Source organism: Leclercia sp. Marseille-Q4284 (assembly GCF_916618945.1).
In the GTDB taxonomy this organism is placed as follows: domain Bacteria; phylum Pseudomonadota; class Gammaproteobacteria; order Enterobacterales; family Enterobacteriaceae; genus Enterobacter; species Enterobacter tamurae.
Genome location: NZ_CAKAKG010000001.1, coordinates 673,650 through 689,711, shown reverse-complemented (window position 1 = coordinate 689,711; position 16,062 = coordinate 673,650). Strand labels below are relative to the sequence as shown.

Sequence of the window (16,062 nt, the reverse complement as noted above, 5' to 3'; positions counted from 1 at the left end):
GGCAATGTACAATGACGACGCGCAGCAAAACGAGGTCTTATTTTAATGGCGAATTTTTTCATCGATCGCCCCATTTTTGCCTGGGTGCTGGCAATTCTGTTGTGCCTGACCGGCACGCTGGCCATTTTTTCCCTTCCTGTTGAGCAGTATCCGGATCTGGCTCCGCCTAACGTGCGGATCACGGCTAATTATCCGGGGGCCTCCGCACAAACCCTTGAGAATACCGTCACCCAGGTGATCGAGCAGAACATGACCGGCCTCGACAACCTGATGTACATGTCCTCCCAGAGCAGCGCCACCGGGCAGGCGACGGTCACGCTGAGCTTTACCGCGGGCGCTGACCCGGATGAAGCGGTGCAGCAGGTGCAGAACCAGCTCCAGTCCGCGCTGCGTAAGCTGCCGCAGGCGGTGCAGAATCAGGGCGTGACGGTGCGTAAAACCGGCGATACCAACATCCTGACCATCGCCTTTGTCTCCACCGACGGGTCGATGGATAAGCAGGATATCGCCGACTATGTCGCCAGTAATATTCAGGATCCGCTCAGCCGCATCAACGGCGTGGGGGATATCGACGCCTACGGCTCGCAATACTCGATGCGCATCTGGCTCGACCCGGCGAAGCTGAACAGTTTCCAGATGACCGCGAAGGATGTCACCGACGCCATCGAATCGCAAAACGCGCAGATTGCGGTCGGCCAGTTGGGCGGTACGCCGTCCATTGATAAGCAGGCGCTGAACGCCACCATCAACTCCCAGTCGCTGTTGCAGACTCCCCAGCAGTTCCGCGATATCACCTTGCGCGTCAATCAGGATGGCTCGGAAGTGCGGCTGGGTGATGTCGCCACCGTGGAGATGGGCGCGGAGAAGTACGATTACCTGAGCCGCTTCAACGGCAAGCAGGCCTCCGGTCTGGGGGTCAAGCTGGCCTCCGGGGCCAACGAGATGGCCACGGCTGAACAGGTCATCAGCCGCCTCGATGAGCTGTCGCACTATTTCCCCCACGGGCTCGAATACAAAATTGCCTACGAAACCACCTCTTTTGTGAAGGCTTCGATTGAAGATGTGGTGAAAACCCTGCTGGAAGCCATCGCCCTGGTGTTCCTTGTGATGTACCTGTTCCTGCAAAACTTCCGCGCCACGCTGATCCCGACCATCGCGGTACCGGTGGTGCTGATGGGCACCTTCACGGTGCTGTACGCCTTTGGCTATAGCATCAACACCCTCACCATGTTTGCGATGGTGCTGGCGATAGGTCTGCTGGTGGATGACGCCATCGTGGTGGTGGAAAACGTCGAACGTATCATGAGCGAAGAGGGGCTCTCCCCGCGCGAGGCGACGCGAAAATCGATGAAGCAGATCCAGGGGGCGCTGGTGGGGATTGCCATGGTGCTGTCGGCGGTGTTTGTGCCGATGGCCTTCTTTGGCGGCACCACCGGCGCGATCTACCGCCAGTTCTCCATCACCATCGTCTCAGCGATGGTGCTGTCGGTGCTGGTGGCGATGATCCTTACCCCAGCGCTGTGCGCTACCCTGCTTAAACCGCTGCACAAGGGCGAGCAGCACGGCCAGAAAGGGTTCTTTGGCTGGTTCAACCGTATGTTTAACCGCAACGCCGCGCGCTATGAGGCGGGCGTCGGGCGGATATTGCATCGCAGCCTGCGCTGGGTGCTGATCTACGTCCTGCTGCTGGGCGGTATGGTGTTCCTGTTCCTGCGTCTGCCCACCTCGTTCCTGCCCCTGGAAGATCGGGGTATGTTCATCACCTCAGTGCAGTTGCCCAGCGGCTCTACCCAACAGCAGACCCTGAAGGTAGTCCAGCAGGTCGAGCAGTACTTCTTCACTAAAGAGAAGGATAGCGTGCTGTCGGTCTTTGCCACCGTGGGCTCTGGCCCCGGCGGGAACGGGCAGAACGTGGCGCGTATGTTCGTGCGCCTGAAAGACTGGGATGAGCGCGATGCCAAAACCGGCAGCTCGTTCGCCATTATCGAGCGCGCCACTAAAGCCTTCAGCCACATTAAAGAGGCGCGGGTCTTCGCCAGCAGCCCACCGGCGATCAGCGGGCTCGGCAGTTCAGCAGGTTTTGATATGGAGCTGCAGGATCACGCCGGGGCCGGGCATGTGGCGCTGATGGCCGCGCGTGACCGCCTGCTTGAGTTGGCCGGGGAAGATCCTTCCCTTACCCGCGTGCGTCATAACGGTCTGGATGACAGCCCGCAGCTGCAGATTGATATCGACCAGCGTAAGGCGCAGGCGCTCGGCGTGGACATTGACGATATCAACGACACCCTGCAAACCGCGTGGGGCTCGAGCTACGTGAACGACTTTATGGATCGGGGCCGCGTGAAAAAGGTCTACGTGCAGGCGGCGGCTAAATACCGCATGCTGCCGGACGATATCAACATGTGGTATGTGCGTAACAAAGACGGCGGTATGGTGCCCTTCTCGGCCTTCGCCACCTCACGCTGGGAGACCGGGTCCCCACGTATGGAGCGCTACAACGGCTATTCGGCGGTAGAGATTGTCGGTGAGGCCGCGCCGGGCGTGAGTACCGGTACGGCGATGGACGTGATGGAAAATCTGGTCCAGCAGCTGCCTGCCGGTTTTGGTCTTGAGTGGACCGCGATGTCCTATCAGGAGCGCCTCTCCGGTGCCCAGGCGCCGGCGCTGTATGCTCTGTCGCTGCTGGTGGTGTTCCTCTGTCTGGCCGCCCTGTACGAGAGCTGGTCGGTGCCGTTCTCGGTGATGCTGGTGGTGCCGCTGGGGGTGATTGGCGCCCTGCTCGCCACCTGGATGCGCGGGCTGGAGAATGATGTCTACTTCCAGGTCGGGCTGCTAACGGTTATTGGCCTGTCCGCGAAGAACGCCATTCTGATTGTTGAGTTTGCTAACGAGATGAATGAGAAAGGTCAGGAGCTGATGGCAGCGACTCTTGATGCCTGTCGCCAGCGCCTGCGTCCGATCCTGATGACCTCGCTGGCGTTTGTTTTTGGCGTGCTGCCGATGGCTACCAGCTCTGGCGCGGGATCGAGCAGCCAGCACGCGGTGGGAACCGGGGTAATGGGCGGGATGATCTCCGCGACCATCCTCGCCATTTACTTTGTGCCGCTGTTCTTTGTGCTGGTCCGTCGGCGTTTCCCGTTAAAGGAACGACAGAAATAAGATGTTGAAAATGAAAAAGGCGTCCTTACCGGCCGCCTTTTTTGTGTGTTTATTTCCACACTATAGTTATTTAGCTAATTAAGTGCTCTTGCATTTCTTCCTGAATGTCATTTACGAAGCATGCCTTCGATAAAATCTTTCCAGTTCCCCAGTTCACGTTCAATCATAACTACCTCTCTTATTATTATGGCCATTCTACGAGAATATATCATCATTGTGAAGACTTTTTAATCAGCTCTTCTGCTCTACCCCCGTTGGTACCACTGGCTTGTAGATAATATGGGTCCAGTCCGATAAATTTTATGTGACCAACTGCAATATTTTGAAATAACCTTGATTAACGATGAAAAAATTAATTAGCGACTGTTCTTACACGACTTTTTAGCGCCTGGACTTCTATGCGATAAAGATGAAATAATATTCATAACCTGAACGTTATTTATGCCAGGCATGGATATAAAATAATGTCATAAAACAAATGTGTTATATTTCCGCAATCATTGAAGCTTCGAAAATACTGAGCAACTGGCCACGATTAAGACAAAAGGATTCACCATGATCACCCTGTACGGCATCAAAAATTGCGACACCATCAAAAAAGCCCGCCGCTGGCTGGACGATAACCACGTCGATTACCGTTTTCATGACTATCGCGTCGACGGTCTGGATGCTGATTTAATGCAGAAATTCATCGCGGAGCTGGGCTGGGAAGCGCTGCTGAACACCCGCGGCACCACCTGGCGCAAGCTGGAAGAAAATCACCGCGCCAGTATCAATAATGCCGACAGCGCCGCTGCCTTAATGCTTGAAATGCCAGCAATCATCAAACGCCCATTGCTCTGGGCGCCCGGTAAGCCTATGCTGCTGGGTTTCAACGAAAAGCAATACCAAACCTATTTTATTGAGGTGTAGTCTATGTCATGCCCGGTCATTGAGCTGACTCAGCAGCTTATTCGCCGCCCCTCCCTGAGCCCGGATGATGCGGGTTGTCAGGCGCTGATGATCGAACGCCTGCGGGCGATTGGTTTTACCGTCGAACCTATGGATTTTGGCGATACGCAAAATTTCTGGGCCTGGCGCGGTCAGGGCGAAACGCTGGCGTTTGCCGGACATACTGATGTGGTGCCAGCCGGTGACGCTGACCGCTGGATCAATCCCCCTTTCGAACCAACGATACGCGACGGCATGCTGTTTGGTCGCGGCGCGGCGGACATGAAGGGTTCCCTGGCGGCGATGGTGGTTGCCGCCGAACGCTTCGTGGCGCAATACCCGAACCATAAAGGCCGTCTGGCGTTTTTAATCACTTCCGATGAAGAAGCCAGCGCCAAAAACGGCACCGTGAAGGTAGTGGAAGCGCTGATGGCGCGCAACGAACGTCTGGATTACTGCCTGGTGGGCGAGCCGTCCAGCACCGAAGTGGTGGGTGACGTGGTCAAAAATGGCCGTCGCGGCTCGATGACCTGTAACCTCACCATTCACGGCGTGCAGGGGCACGTGGCCTATCCGCATCTGGCCGATAACCCGGTACACCGCGCCGCGCCGATGCTCAACGAGCTGGTGGGGATCGAGTGGGACAAGGGCAACGACTATTTCCCGCCGACCAGCATGCAGATTGCCAACATTCAGGCCGGCACTGGCAGCAACAACGTCATCCCCGGCGATCTGTTTGTACAGTTTAACTTCCGCTTCAGTACCGAACTGACCGACGAGATGATCAAAGCCCGCGTTGCGGCCCTGCTGGAGAAACACCAGCTGCGCTTCAGCGTGGAGTGGTGGATTTCCGGTCAGCCGTTCCTGACCGGGCGCGGGAAGCTGGTGGATGCGGTGGTTAACGCTATCGCGCACTATAATGAAATTAAACCGCAACTACTGACCACGGGCGGCACATCCGACGGACGCTTTATTGCCCGTATGGGTGCACAGGTGGTCGAACTTGGGCCGGTGAATGCCACCATTCATAAAATTAATGAATGCGTGAATGCCGCTGATTTGCAGCTGCTGGCCCGTATGTATCAACGTATCATGGAGCAACTCGTCGCCTGACGGTTGCCCTGAAGAAGGATAAGCGAATGGACTGGCTGGCTAAATACTGGTGGATTTTGGTACTGGTTTTTCTGGTAGGCGTGCTGCTGAACGTGATCAAGGATCTCAAGCGCGTTGACCATAAGAAATTCCTCGCCAACAAACCTGACCTCCCCCCACATCGTGACTTTAACGACAAGTGGGATGATGAAGACGACTGGCCGAAGAAGGACCAGAAGAAGTAATGTCTTAACCCTCTCCCCTGCGGGAGAGGGTTAGCCCTCAGAGAAACTCAACAATGCCGTCGTCGTTCGGCTTACCGCCGCTGAGTGCTTCATCGAAGTAGTGTTTCGGCACGGTAAAACGCAGGTGATCCAGCGCAAACTGCATACTGCGATCGTCAATGGCGTGTCCCAGATCGTCAACAATATCCAGCGTCACATCGCCGCCCGCGCGGATCAGCGCTTCCTGACCGGCAACCGCATGGGACAGCTCAATGACGTGATCCTCCCCGCCGTGGATCAGGTGGATCGTAGTCGCCGTATTCGCCCGTTCCGGCAGGGTCGCGTAGCGGCCATTGAACGCAATCACCCGCGAGGCTAACCCCGGCTCGGCTTTTACACTCTCCAGCGCCATGATCGCCCCTTGAGAAAAGCCGATCAGCGCGGTGGCATTCGCGCCGACACCGCTTTGCTGCTGCCAGTAACGCACCGTCCCGACAAAGGTCGGCATGATCGCATCCACCCGCTCCTGACGGCTCTCTTCAGTCACGCCCTGCACCGAAAACCACTGCCGACCATCGGGGCCGCACGGCTCTGCGCCGCCCACGCTGACCACCAGAGCATCAGGAAACAGCGGCGCAAACCAGCTGCCAATCTGCGCCATATTGGCCGGGTTATCGCCGACGCCATGAAACAGCAGCAGTAGCTGTTTAGCCGGACGATCGGGGCTCTGGACAACAAAATGGTCATGTTTCATGGCAGTCTCCTTATTTGATAAGCGGGATTCTACGCCTGACAGGCAGAATGAACATGCCAGTTTACTGATGAAGTCATTGAAAAAATTGCCATTGCAAAACGGTATGCTTCAGCTTCTGGCAGCGTTCGCTGTCCAGCTGCGTCAGCGCCTGGCCCGTCTCGATACGCAGCTGGCTCAGCAGGGCTTTGCGTCCGCTGAGGCCTAACGCGCGACTCAGGTCGCTGTCGTCCAGCCCCTGTTCGATTTTGCCCCGCACGCCTGCCAGCGGCAGATCCGTCGCCTGCAGCAGTCGCGTCAGGCTGGCCACCGCCGCCGTAAAGGGGCGGTGCGCAAAGGCAAACCCGGCCAGATCCAGCCAGTCATCATCATTAAGGGTAGCCTCACCAGCGGGCGCTACCGGGATCTTTTCACCATTCCAGCGTTCAATGACTGGCGCATCGCGACAGAGCCGCTGCTGCTCGCGCTGGCACAGCGCCTGCCCCGCCGGGCTAAGCGGCAGCATCGCCATCGCCGTATAGCAGCCGCTGCTGGCCTCGCGGTGGCTGCCCATACGCACCAGCACAAAGCCACAGTGCTGCCAGAAGCGCCAGAGTTCCTCGGTATAGCCGAAGCTGACGGACAGATAGTCGATATTCTCCTGCTGGCGGGCGGTGGCAATCAGCGCCCGGCCAATGCCCTCACGCTGGCGAGCGGGATGGACCGCAACGCGCGTTACCCGCCGGGCGGTAAGGGTGGCGGCCTGCGGGGAGCCGCCATGAGCGGCCAGCGACTGCGCCACCAGGTTGCCGCGTGGACGGCGGTAGCCCGCCCACACCGCCTGGCTGAGCGCCGGGCTCAGCCCCCCCTCCTCCACCAGCCACAGCGCGCCGCAGACGTCATCAGCCGTTCGGGCGACGGCAAAATGCTGCCCCGGGGCATCCATCATCCGCCGCAGATCAAGCGGTGAGGTCCGGTAGTGCGCGGCACAGAGCAATTTATAGACCGCCGCCGGAAGGTCAGGATCACGGCTCCAGGCCTCCTGCTCCAGCGGCGCACAGACGATCTCCCCCTGCGGGAGACGCTCGTCGGGTTCGTCATCAAACAGCAACACCTCGGCGATAATACGCTCCAGCGGGCAGCCCGCGGCCCAGCGCACCGGTTCACTCAGGGTGAAGTAACGCAGCCCGGCAAAGCGGGCGCAGAATTTCAGCAGGAATCCCCTGCCGGTACCCTCATAACCCTGCACCGTGGTGGTTAGCAGCACCCGGGGGAAGCGCGTCACCAGCCGCGCCAGCAGCGGGCCGGGGATCGCCGCCGCCTCATCAACGATCAGCCAGTCGGCGCGCTCGTCCGAAGCCAGCAGCGCGTCCGGGGCCATAAAGTGATAGCGGTCGCCACCGAAGCGGGCGATAACTTCCGTCGCCGCTCTGGCGGGTGCCGTGACAATGGCGTGGCCTGCAATGCGTTGCAGCAGCATGCCTGCCAGCGCCGACTTTCCGCGACCGCGCGCGGCGGTCACGGCGGCGACCCCTGCGGGCATCGTCGTCAACCAGGCGAGGATCGCGGCCTGCTCCCGCTGCGGCTCACCGCTGGCCGGATGCCAGTCGGGGGCAGGCAGGGTTTGCAATCGGGGAAAAGAGGCGCCCTGCTGCCAGAGTAAAACCTGCGGGTCGCGCGTGATATGTCGGCAGAAATGTTCAGTAAAGCGAGGAGTGGGGATTGGCTCTGGCCTGTCGCTCCAGCGCAGCGAATCCTGGTCGGCCAGCTCCGGCCAACGTGCAAGGGCTGGGGTGAGTAAAACCAGTATACTTCCGGCCCGCAGCGTGCCGCCGACGGCCGCAAAGGCCGAGACATCGAAGCCCTGGCGGGCATCGAAGATGGCGTGGAGAAATTCACGGCCCAACAGCTGATTCAGCGCCTGGGGTGAACAGGACGGGAGCTGGGGGGCGTTGTCGCCAACCCACAGCCAGTCTCCGGGATGTTCTTCTTTCAGCAGCAGCGCCTGCTGCTGCGTCCATGTGTCATCCCCGCTCAGCACCAGTAATCGCCGGTGCCCCTCCCGCGCCAGTTGTTCCGGTAACCCGGATAAATTCATCCCTGACATTGAGAATTACATGGCCTTACCGAAGGTATTGCACTGGGCAGGATCGCCGCCGTCAAAGCCTTTTTTGAACCAGCTGTAACGCTGTTCTGACGTCCCGTGAGTAAAGCTGTCCGGCACCACGTGTCCCTGGCTCTGCTGCTGCAAACGATCGTCGCCAATCGCCTGCGCGGCGTTAAGCGCCTCTTCCAGGTCTCCCGCCTCCAGCACGCCCTCCTGCTGCATATTGTGGCCCCAGACCCCGGCAAAGCAGTCAGCCTGCAGCTCCATACGCACCGACAGCGCATTCACTTCGCTCTCGCTGGCATTCTGCTGAAGCTGGCGAACCTTTGGCTCAATGCCTAGCAGTTTCTGCACGTGATGGCCCACTTCATGGGCGATGACGTAGCCCTGGGCAAAGTCGCCGTCGGCACCCAGCTTGCGTTTCATGTCATCGTAGAAGGAGAGATCGATATAGACGGTGGCATCGGCAGGACAGTAGAACGGCCCCATCACCGATTGCCCGGTCCCACAGCCGGTACGCGTGGCACCGCGGTACATCACCAGCTTCGGCTGCTGGTAGGTGCGACCCATTTTGTCGAACAGCTGACCCCAGGTATCTTCCGTGGTGGCCAGGATCACCGAGGTAAATTTTGCCGCTTCATCTTCATTTGGACTGATGGAGCGCGTCGCCTGCTGCTGCTGCGGCATCGGTTGCCCGGTGAGTAACCCGCTCAGGTCGACCCCGTAGTAACCTGCTACCACGACCACCAGCAGAATAATGATACCGCCCTTTCCGCCCGGCAGCCGGAAGCCCGGCCCACCCATTGACGGACCACCGCTACTACGTCTGTCATCTACATTGTCGCTTCCACGACGCCCTTGCCAGCGCATAACCACCTCGAAATTATCATCTTAATAATAAATATGATCGTAGGCGGTTCGGGGCAAGATTACCACTGGAAACAAAGGTGAGATGCCAGAGGAACAGAGGTTCCCCTGGCGACAGGACGGGATTAGTCGAGTTTAACACCCAGACGGTGGGCAACGGCTTCGTACGCTTCAATCACACCGCCCAGGCTTTGGCGGAAGCGGTCTTTGTCCATTTTATCCAGCGTCTCTTTGTCCCACAGGCGGCTGCCGTCCGGGGAGAATTCATCACCCAGAACCACCTCGCCTTTATACAATCCGAATTCCAGTTTGAAGTCGACCAGGATCAGGCCGGCGTCATCAAACAGCTTCTTCAGCACGTCGTTGGCTTTGAAAGTCAGCTCCTGCATGCGCGCCAGGTTCTCTTTGCTCACCCAGCCAAAGGTTTCGCAGTAAGATTCGTTAACCATCGGATCGTGCATGGCGTCGTTTTTCAGGAACAGGTCGAACAGCGGCGGGTTGAGCTCGATGCCCTCTTCAATACCCAGACGCTTCACCAGGGAGCCTGCGGCGCGGTTACGGACGACACATTCCACCGGTACCATATCCAGCTTTTTCACCAGACATTCGGTATCGGACAGCAACGCTTCCATTTGCGTAGGGATGCCCGCTTCTTCCAGCTTGCTCATAATGAAGTGGTTGAACTTGTTGTTCACCATCCCTTTACGGTCAAACTGTTCAATGCGCGCGCCATCTCCTGCTGACGTATCATTGCGGAACTCGAGCACCAACAGATCCGGGTTCTCCGTGCTGTATACGGTTTTCGCTTTGCCACGATACAACTCAGCTTGCTTCTGCATCTTCATTACTCCTGGTGTGATGATTTGTGTTCAAAACTGGAGATATTATGCCACGCACACGTTTGCGTAGCACGAAAATAAAAAGGGCTGGATTCACCAGCCCTCTTTTTTATTTGCTGAATGCCGCCTGGAAGACAGCGACCAGCGCATCGTTCTGCGACTGGGTCAGAGTGTGACCTTTCGGATCGATAAACTGCAGGCTGCTACGGTTGTCCAGATCGCCGACCTGAAGCTTGTAGTCGCCGGAAGCCAGACCCGGATCGCGTGCGCCCAGCGCTTCCCAGCTGCTGTCAGACAGCGGCTTGTAGGTCACCGCCATGCTGCCGGTCGAGCGGGTGCTGTCGGTCACTTTCATGCCGACGCGCTCAAGCGTGGCAGGCAGACGCTGCCAGACCTGGTTGAACGGACCACGTACGACAAGCATTGGCAGACCGGTTTCGTCGGCAGCGCTCTGCACGTCGAAGGTTGCGCCATTGCGGCTCTGGGCAGCATTGGCAGCGTCGGTTGCGTTTTTGTCGAGGCCCGCAGCGATGGTGTTAAGCATCTCGGTGCTGTAGCGCTGCAGGGAAGCGGCATCGGAGACGGGCTTGCCTGCCTGCTCGAGGTTCAGCAACTTAACCACGACCGCCTGCTGATAACCCTGAGGTTTAACAGAGACTTGATAACGTCCACGGTACTGTTGATCTTCATCCAGACGGGACCATTCGATCCAGTCTGTCGACAGCGTCTGGCTGGCGTCATCGCGTTGCGTGATTGTGTAGTTCTTCGACTGAATCACGCTGACAACCTGCGGCCACAGCGCGGCATTACGCGCGCTCTCAACCTGCAGCGTCGCGGTATCGCCGGTGAACTGAGTACGCGCCCCGCTTACCAGCGCCAGAGGCTGTGCTGGCGGACGGATATCAAGCGCTTTGCCTACCGCGCCGCTCCCATTGGTGACCGGAATGTTATAGTCGCCATTTTGAACGGGCAGGATCATGCCAGCGGGCGCATGAAGTTCAGCAAGCGGCGCAGCATCCAGATAGGATTCGTCACCGCTCACCTGGCGCTTGTAGCGTGAATCTGAGCTACAGGCCGCGAGCAGCATAACAAGCGAAACACCCGCAACCTTCACCAGGCGCGACTTCTGTACTGAGTAAGCCATCAAATCTCCCTAAACTTTACAGCAGACCGGCATGCTTCAGCGCGCCAGTGACCGTTTCGCGACCGTGGTCGGTAATCGGGGTCATCGGCAGGCGCAGCGTATCGGTCGCTACAAGTCCCAACTCCTTACATGCCCATTTCACTGGGATCGGATTGGGTTCGACAAATAATTTGTTGTGCAGCGGCATCAGACGCTGGTTAATCACGCGGGCTTCCTGGAAATGACCGGCAGCCGCCAGTTTACACATTTCAGCCATATCGCGGGCTGCAATGTTGGAGGTCACGGAAATTACCCCGTGGCCGCCGAGCTGCATAAAGTCCAGCGAGGTCGCATCATCACCGCTCAGCAGAATAAAGTCGTCTGAAACCAGCTCTTTGATCTGATGAACACGGCTTAAGTTCCCGGTCGCCTCTTTAATACCGATAATATTTTTTACTTTCGCGAGACGGCCAACCGTTTCTGGCAGCATATCGCAGCCAGTACGCGACGGCACATTATACAGGATTTGTGGCAAGTCAGTATGTTCAGCGATGGCTTTGAAATGCTGGAACAGACCTTCCTGGGTCGGACGGTTGTAGTATGGCGTTACCGTCAGGCAACCGACCACACCCGAGTCGTTGAAGCGCTGGGTCAGGCTGATGGCTTCAGCGGTCGCGTTGGCGCCCGTACCGGCGATAACCGGGATACGCCCGTCAGCCAGTTCGAGGGTCATCATGACCACTTCGCCATGCTCTTCATGGCTCAGCGTTGCAGATTCACCGGTAGTCCCTACCGAAACAATCGCCGAGGTTCCGCTGGCGACATGATAATCAATCAGTTTCTTCAGGCTTGACCGGCAGACATTACCTTTCTCATCCATCGGTGTAACAAGCGCAACAATACTTCCCGTGAACATGGGCCATCCTCTGTGCGTGCAAGAGCCTCAATGGTACGTTTGGTGCTGTAATAAAAGCAAGGGACATGAGGCCTCCAGGTTATTGTATGCCGGTTTTTTTTATGCTTTCCTTAGAAAGACTAAACCATGCAAAGGAAGAACCGGTTTGACAACATCATCACAACATTACCTGGTTATCACTGCGCTGGGTGCTGACAGGCCGGGGATCGTAAACACCATTACTCGCCACGTCAGTAGCTGCGGCTGCAACATTGAAGACAGTCGTCTGGCGATGCTGGGGGAAGAGTTCACCTTCATCATGCTGCTTTCCGGATCGTGGAATGCCATCACCTTAATTGAATCGACCCTGCCGTTAAAAGGCGCAGAGCTGGATCTGTTAATCGTGATGAAGCGCACCACCGCACGTCCGCAGCCAGCGTTGCCGGCAACCGTCTGGGTCCAGGTGGAAGTGACTGACTCCCCGCACTTAATCGAACGCTTTACCGCCCTGTTTGATAGCCATCAGATGAACATTGCCGAGCTGGTCTCCCGTACCCAGCCAGGTGAAGGCCACACTATTCCTAAACTGTTTATCCAGATCACCGCGCACAGCCCGGCCTCTCAGGATGCATCAAATATAGAGCAAGCGTTCAAAGCCCTCTGTACAGAATTAAATGCGCAAGGCAGTATAAACGTCGTCAATTATTCCCAGCATGAACAAGACGGAGTTGAGTAATGAATCCACTGAAAGCCGGTGACATCGCACCGAAATTTAGCCTGCCCGATCAAGACGGCGAGCAAGTAAATTTAACCGACTTCCAGGGACAGCGTGTTCTGGTCTACTTCTACCCAAAAGCCATGACGCCAGGCTGTACCGTACAAGCGTGCGGTCTACGTGACAACATGGATGAGTTGAAGAGCGCGGGCGTGGAAGTGCTGGGTATCAGTACCGATAAGCCTGAAAAGCTGTCTCGTTTTGCCGAAAAAGAGTTGCTGAACTTCACGCTGCTCTCCGATGAAGACCATCAGGTCTGCGGTGAGTTTGGCATCTGGGGTGAGAAAACCTTTATGGGCAAAACCTACGACGGTATCCACCGCATCAGTTTCCTGATCGATGCCGAAGGTAAGGTTGAGCATGTGTTTGATGACTTCAAAACCAGCAATCACCACGACGTGGTATTGAACTGGGTGAAAGAGAACGCCTGAAGGTAAACGCAAAACGGCAACCTGAGTTGCCGTTTTTAGTGTTTGCGCCCTCTCCCCGTGGGAGAGGGTTGGGGTGAGGGCATCAGTCCGCACAAAACCCGCAGGCCCGTGCAAGCGTTAGCGCCGCCGGGCAACAGACTACTCCTCAACCGCCGGCACATCCGGCCAGGCATGAACCACCGCTTTAATCAGCGTTGCCAATGGGATGGCAAAGAACACCCCCCAGAATCCCCATAACCCGCCAAAAATCACCACCGAGAGAATAATGACTAACGGGTGCAGGTTGACCGCTTCCGAGAACAGCACCGGCACCAGCAGGTTACCGTCCAGGCCCTGAATAATCAGATAGACTGCGAAACAGCTCCAGAACTCGGTGCCCAGACCAAACTGGAACAGCGCCACGCCCACGACCGGAATGGTGACCACGAAAGCCCCGATATACGGGATCAGCACCGAGAAGCCCACCAGCACCGCCAGCAGCAGCGAATAGTTAAGACCAAAGATGAAGAAGCCAATCCAGGTGGCTATACCGACAACGATCATCTCCAGCACTTTGCCGCGGATGTAGTTGGTGATCTGCTGGTTCATCTCCTTCCATACCTGCCCTGCCAGGCCACGGTTACGCGGCAGCACGCGGCGCACCGCGTTAAGCATCTGCTCTTTATCTTTAACCAGGAAGAAGACCATCAGCGGCACCAGCACCAGATAGACCGCCAGCGTCAGCAGGCCCACCAGCGACGCGAGGGAGAATTTCACCACCGTGTCCCCCATCGTCATGATGCGGGTACGCATGTTTTCAGCCATCGCATCAATAATGCCCGCATCCATCAGAGCCGGATAACGACGCGGCAGGGTGGCGGCAAAATCCGAGAGCTTGCTGAGCATGCCAGGCATATCGCGAATCAGGTTGATCCCCTGCTGCCAGGCAATCGGCAGCACCACAAAGGACATCACCAGCAGGATACCGACAAAAAAGACCAGTACGATGATGCTGGCCCAGCGGCGGGAGCAGCCGATATTTTCCAGCCGGACCGTCGGCCACTCCAGCAAATAGGCGAGCACAATCGCCACCAGCAGCGGGGCCAGCAGCCCGCTAAAGAAGAAGAGGATGCCAAATCCGGCAACCAGAATAACCAGCAGCGCAATGGCCTCCGGATCGCTAAAGCGTCGGCGGTACCACTGCATTAATAACTCGAGCATGCAACCTTCCCTGAAGATGATGGCTGGACGTAAAAGGTGAATTGTATCGGAGAGTCAATGAAAAGACTTTCGCTTTTTCTTGCTCTGTCACAAAACGCAAAAGCCTGAAAAGAGGGATTTTCTTATCGCCCTGACGCGGCTACACTCGCAGAGCAGCCGCAGGTGAACGATATGCGGGTTATTCGGTCAAATTAGCACACCCACCAGACAGGACAGAGGTTATGTTCAGGCAGTTGAAAAAAACGTTGGTTGCGACGCTCATCGCTGTGCTGGCCGCCGGCCAGATGGTGCCTGCGTTCGCTGACTCTGCAGAATCATTGCCGGACATGGGCACCTCGGCAGGCAGCACGCTCTCCATTGGTCAGGAGCTGCAAATGGGCGACTATTACGTGCGCCAGCTGCGCGGCAGTGCGCCGCTGATTAACGATCCGCTGCTGGTGCAGTACATCAATTCCCTGGGAATGCGCCTTGTCTCCCATGCGGATTCGGTGAAAACCCCTTTCCACTTCTATTTAATCAATAACGATGAGATCAACGCCTTCGCCTTCTTCGGCGGCAATGTGGTGTTGCACTCGGCGTTATTCCGCTACGCCGATAACGAAAGCCAGCTGGCCTCGGTGATGGCGCACGAAATTTCCCACGTCACCCAGCGCCATCTGGCACGCGCCATGGAAGATCAGAAGCGCAGCGCCCCGCTCACCTGGGTGGGCGCGCTGGGCTCCATTCTGCTGGCGATGGCCAGCCCGCAGGCGGGGATGGCGGCGCTGACCGGTACGCTGGCGGGTACGCGTCAGGGAATGATCAGTTTTACCCAGCAGAATGAACAGGAAGCTGACCGCATCGGTATACAGGTGCTGCAGCGCTCCGGGTTTGACCCGCAGGCGATGCCGAATTTCCTTGAAAAGTTACTCGATCGGGCGCGCTACTCCTCGCGTCCACCGGAAATTTTGCTGACCCACCCTCTGCCAGAAAGCCGTCTGTCGGATGCGCGTAACCGTGCCAACCAGATGCGTCCGGTAGTGGTGCAGTCCTCGGAAGATTTCTACATGGCGAAGGTCAGAAGCCTCGGCATGTACAACTCCGGGCGTAACCAGCTGACCAACGATCTGCTGGACGCGCTGGCGAAAGGCAACGTGCGTGAACAGCGCGCGGCCCAGTACGGTCGGGCGTTACAGGCGATGGAGGCCAGCAACTATGATGAGGCCCGCAAGAACCTGCAGCCGCTGCTGACCGCAGAGGCCAACAATGCCTGGTATCTCGATCTGGCCACCGACATCGATTTAGGGCAGAAAAAAGCCCAGGATGCGATTAACCGACTAAAAGGCGCGCGGGAAATACGCACTAATCCGGTCCTGCAACTCAACCTGGCGAATGCTTATTTACAGGGCGGACAGCCGCAGCAAGCCGCGCCCCTCCTCAACCGCTACACCTTCAGTAATAAAGACGATCCTAACGGTTGGGATCTGCTGGCCCAGGCGGAAGGCGCCCTTGGCCATCGCGATCAGGAGCTGGCGGCCCGCGCCGAAGCTTACGCCCTGGTCGGACGCCTGGATCAGGCCATCTCCCTGCTGAGCAGCGCCAGCTCGCAGGTGAAACTCGGTAGCCTGCAACAGGCCCGTTACGATGCCCGCATCGATCAGTTGCGCCAGCTGCAGCAGCGCTACCGTCCGTATGAAAAGATGTAAAGGAG

15 protein-coding genes are annotated in these 16,062 nt (G+C 57.5%); 7 read left to right on the top strand and 8 right to left on the bottom strand.

Features of this window, described 5'->3' with window-relative positions; translation table 11 throughout:
• The first annotated feature begins 45 nt into the window (after positions 1-45).
• Entirely contained in the window at positions 46-3,159 is a 3,114-nt protein-coding gene (gene acrD / locus LG383_RS03175; protein ID WP_225758303.1) for a multidrug efflux RND transporter permease AcrD, read from the top strand.
• A gap of 107 nt (positions 3,160-3,266) precedes the next feature.
• Here the strand turns inward: acrD and ypfM are convergent, their stop codons facing one another.
• A complete protein-coding gene (gene ypfM / locus LG383_RS03170; protein WP_015572204.1) occupies positions 3,267-3,326 on the bottom strand; it encodes a protein YpfM in 60 nt (19 codons plus the stop codon).
• Between the two features lie 388 nt (positions 3,327-3,714).
• Between ypfM and LG383_RS03165 the strand changes: the two genes are divergently transcribed.
• From LG383_RS03165 to LG383_RS03155, 3 genes are read left to right on the top strand one after another with little or no spacing between them, the layout of a single operon-like run.
• The gene (locus LG383_RS03165) at positions 3,715-4,071 is read left to right on the top strand and encodes an ArsC family reductase (protein WP_106994645.1); all 357 of its coding nucleotides are present in this window, start codon (positions 3,715-3,717) and stop codon (positions 4,069-4,071) included.
• 3 nt (positions 4,072-4,074) lie between these two features.
• Positions 4,075-5,202, top strand: a complete 1,128-nt coding sequence (gene dapE / locus LG383_RS03160; RefSeq protein ID WP_106994644.1) for a succinyl-diaminopimelate desuccinylase — start codon at positions 4,075-4,077, stop codon at positions 5,200-5,202.
• Between the two features lie 26 nt (positions 5,203-5,228).
• Complete coding sequence (locus LG383_RS03155; RefSeq protein ID WP_095453344.1) at positions 5,229-5,426, top strand: YpfN family protein; 198 nt, start codon at positions 5,229-5,231, stop codon at positions 5,424-5,426.
• Between the two features lie 37 nt (positions 5,427-5,463).
• Here LG383_RS03155 and ypfH read toward each other — a convergent pair whose 3' ends face one another.
• The 6 genes from ypfH to dapA all read right to left on the bottom strand — a co-directional run bounded on the left by ypfH (position 5,464) and on the right by dapA (position 11,987).
• Positions 5,464-6,159 carry an esterase gene (gene ypfH, locus LG383_RS03150; RefSeq protein WP_225758302.1) on the bottom strand — a complete coding sequence of 232 codons (696 nt, stop codon included), beginning with the start codon at positions 6,157-6,159 and terminating at the stop codon, positions 5,464-5,466.
• A 73-nt stretch (positions 6,160-6,232) separates the two neighbouring features.
• Positions 6,233-8,233: a tRNA(Met) cytidine acetyltransferase TmcA gene (locus LG383_RS03145; protein WP_370635157.1), complete on the bottom strand. Its 2,001-nt coding sequence runs from the start codon at positions 8,231-8,233 to the stop codon at positions 6,233-6,235.
• A 15-nt stretch (positions 8,234-8,248) separates the two neighbouring features.
• Positions 8,249-9,112 (bottom strand): neutral zinc metallopeptidase, encoded by an 864-nt coding sequence (locus LG383_RS03140; RefSeq protein WP_106994641.1) that lies wholly within the window; start codon positions 9,110-9,112, stop codon positions 8,249-8,251.
• Between the two features lie 122 nt (positions 9,113-9,234).
• Positions 9,235-9,948, bottom strand: a complete 714-nt coding sequence (gene purC, locus LG383_RS03135; RefSeq protein WP_032613044.1) for a phosphoribosylaminoimidazolesuccinocarboxamide synthase — start codon at positions 9,946-9,948, stop codon at positions 9,235-9,237.
• 109 nt (positions 9,949-10,057) lie between these two features.
• Positions 10,058-11,092 (bottom strand): outer membrane protein assembly factor BamC, encoded by a 1,035-nt coding sequence (bamC, locus tag LG383_RS03130; RefSeq protein ID WP_106994640.1) that lies wholly within the window; start codon positions 11,090-11,092, stop codon positions 10,058-10,060.
• Positions 11,093-11,108: 16 nt separating this feature from the next.
• The gene (dapA, locus tag LG383_RS03125; RefSeq protein WP_166183304.1) at positions 11,109-11,987 is read right to left on the bottom strand and encodes a 4-hydroxy-tetrahydrodipicolinate synthase; all 879 of its coding nucleotides are present in this window, start codon (positions 11,985-11,987) and stop codon (positions 11,109-11,111) included.
• 145 nt (positions 11,988-12,132) lie between these two features.
• On the opposite strand from dapA, the gene LG383_RS03120 reads away from it, so the two are divergent.
• Positions 12,133-12,702 (top strand): glycine cleavage system transcriptional repressor, encoded by a 570-nt coding sequence (locus LG383_RS03120; RefSeq protein ID WP_207630081.1) that lies wholly within the window; start codon positions 12,133-12,135, stop codon positions 12,700-12,702.
• A complete protein-coding gene (bcp, locus tag LG383_RS03115; protein WP_166183306.1) occupies positions 12,702-13,172 on the top strand; it encodes a thioredoxin-dependent thiol peroxidase in 471 nt (156 codons plus the stop codon). Before LG383_RS03120 ends, bcp begins: the two co-directional genes overlap by 1 nt.
• Positions 13,173-13,310: 138 nt before the next feature.
• Here the strand turns inward: bcp and LG383_RS03110 are convergent, their stop codons facing one another.
• On the bottom strand, positions 13,311-14,372 hold the full coding sequence (locus LG383_RS03110; protein ID WP_106994636.1) for an AI-2E family transporter: 1,062 nt from the start codon (positions 14,370-14,372) through the stop codon (positions 13,311-13,313).
• Positions 14,373-14,593: 221 nt separating this feature from the next.
• Here LG383_RS03110 and bepA point away from each other — a divergent pair, with 221 nt between their 5' ends.
• Positions 14,594-16,057 (top strand): beta-barrel assembly-enhancing protease, encoded by a 1,464-nt coding sequence (bepA, locus tag LG383_RS03105; RefSeq protein WP_225758300.1) that lies wholly within the window; start codon positions 14,594-14,596, stop codon positions 16,055-16,057.
• Positions 16,058-16,062 lie beyond the last annotated feature (5 nt).

Bases quoted from the DNA above. Each gene is read 5' to 3' on its own strand.
- LG383_RS03110 (WP_106994636.1), bottom strand. From the start codon at position 14,372: ATGCTCGAGTTATTAATGCAGTGGTACCGCCGACGCTTTAGCGATCCG.
- LG383_RS03155 (WP_095453344.1), top strand. From the start codon at position 5,229: ATGGACTGGCTGGCTAAATACTGGTGGATTTTGGTACTGGTTTTTCTG.
- dapE (WP_106994644.1), top strand. From the start codon at position 4,075: ATGTCATGCCCGGTCATTGAGCTGACTCAGCAGCTTATTCGCCGCCCC.
- bcp (WP_166183306.1), top strand. From the start codon at position 12,702: ATGAATCCACTGAAAGCCGGTGACATCGCACCGAAATTTAGCCTGCCC.
- purC (WP_032613044.1), bottom strand. From the start codon at position 9,948: ATGCAGAAGCAAGCTGAGTTGTATCGTGGCAAAGCGAAAACCGTATAC.
- LG383_RS03140 (WP_106994641.1), bottom strand. From the start codon at position 9,112: ATGCGCTGGCAAGGGCGTCGTGGAAGCGACAATGTAGATGACAGACGT.
- bepA (WP_225758300.1), top strand. From the start codon at position 14,594: ATGTTCAGGCAGTTGAAAAAAACGTTGGTTGCGACGCTCATCGCTGTG.
- LG383_RS03165 (WP_106994645.1), top strand. From the start codon at position 3,715: ATGATCACCCTGTACGGCATCAAAAATTGCGACACCATCAAAAAAGCC.
- LG383_RS03145 (WP_370635157.1), bottom strand. From the start codon at position 8,233: ATGAATTTATCCGGGTTACCGGAACAACTGGCGCGGGAGGGGCACCGG.
- dapA (WP_166183304.1), bottom strand. From the start codon at position 11,987: ATGTTCACGGGAAGTATTGTTGCGCTTGTTACACCGATGGATGAGAAA.
- ypfH (WP_225758302.1), bottom strand. From the start codon at position 6,159: ATGAAACATGACCATTTTGTTGTCCAGAGCCCCGATCGTCCGGCTAAA.
- acrD (WP_225758303.1), top strand. From the start codon at position 46: ATGGCGAATTTTTTCATCGATCGCCCCATTTTTGCCTGGGTGCTGGCA.
- bamC (WP_106994640.1), bottom strand. From the start codon at position 11,092: ATGGCTTACTCAGTACAGAAGTCGCGCCTGGTGAAGGTTGCGGGTGTT.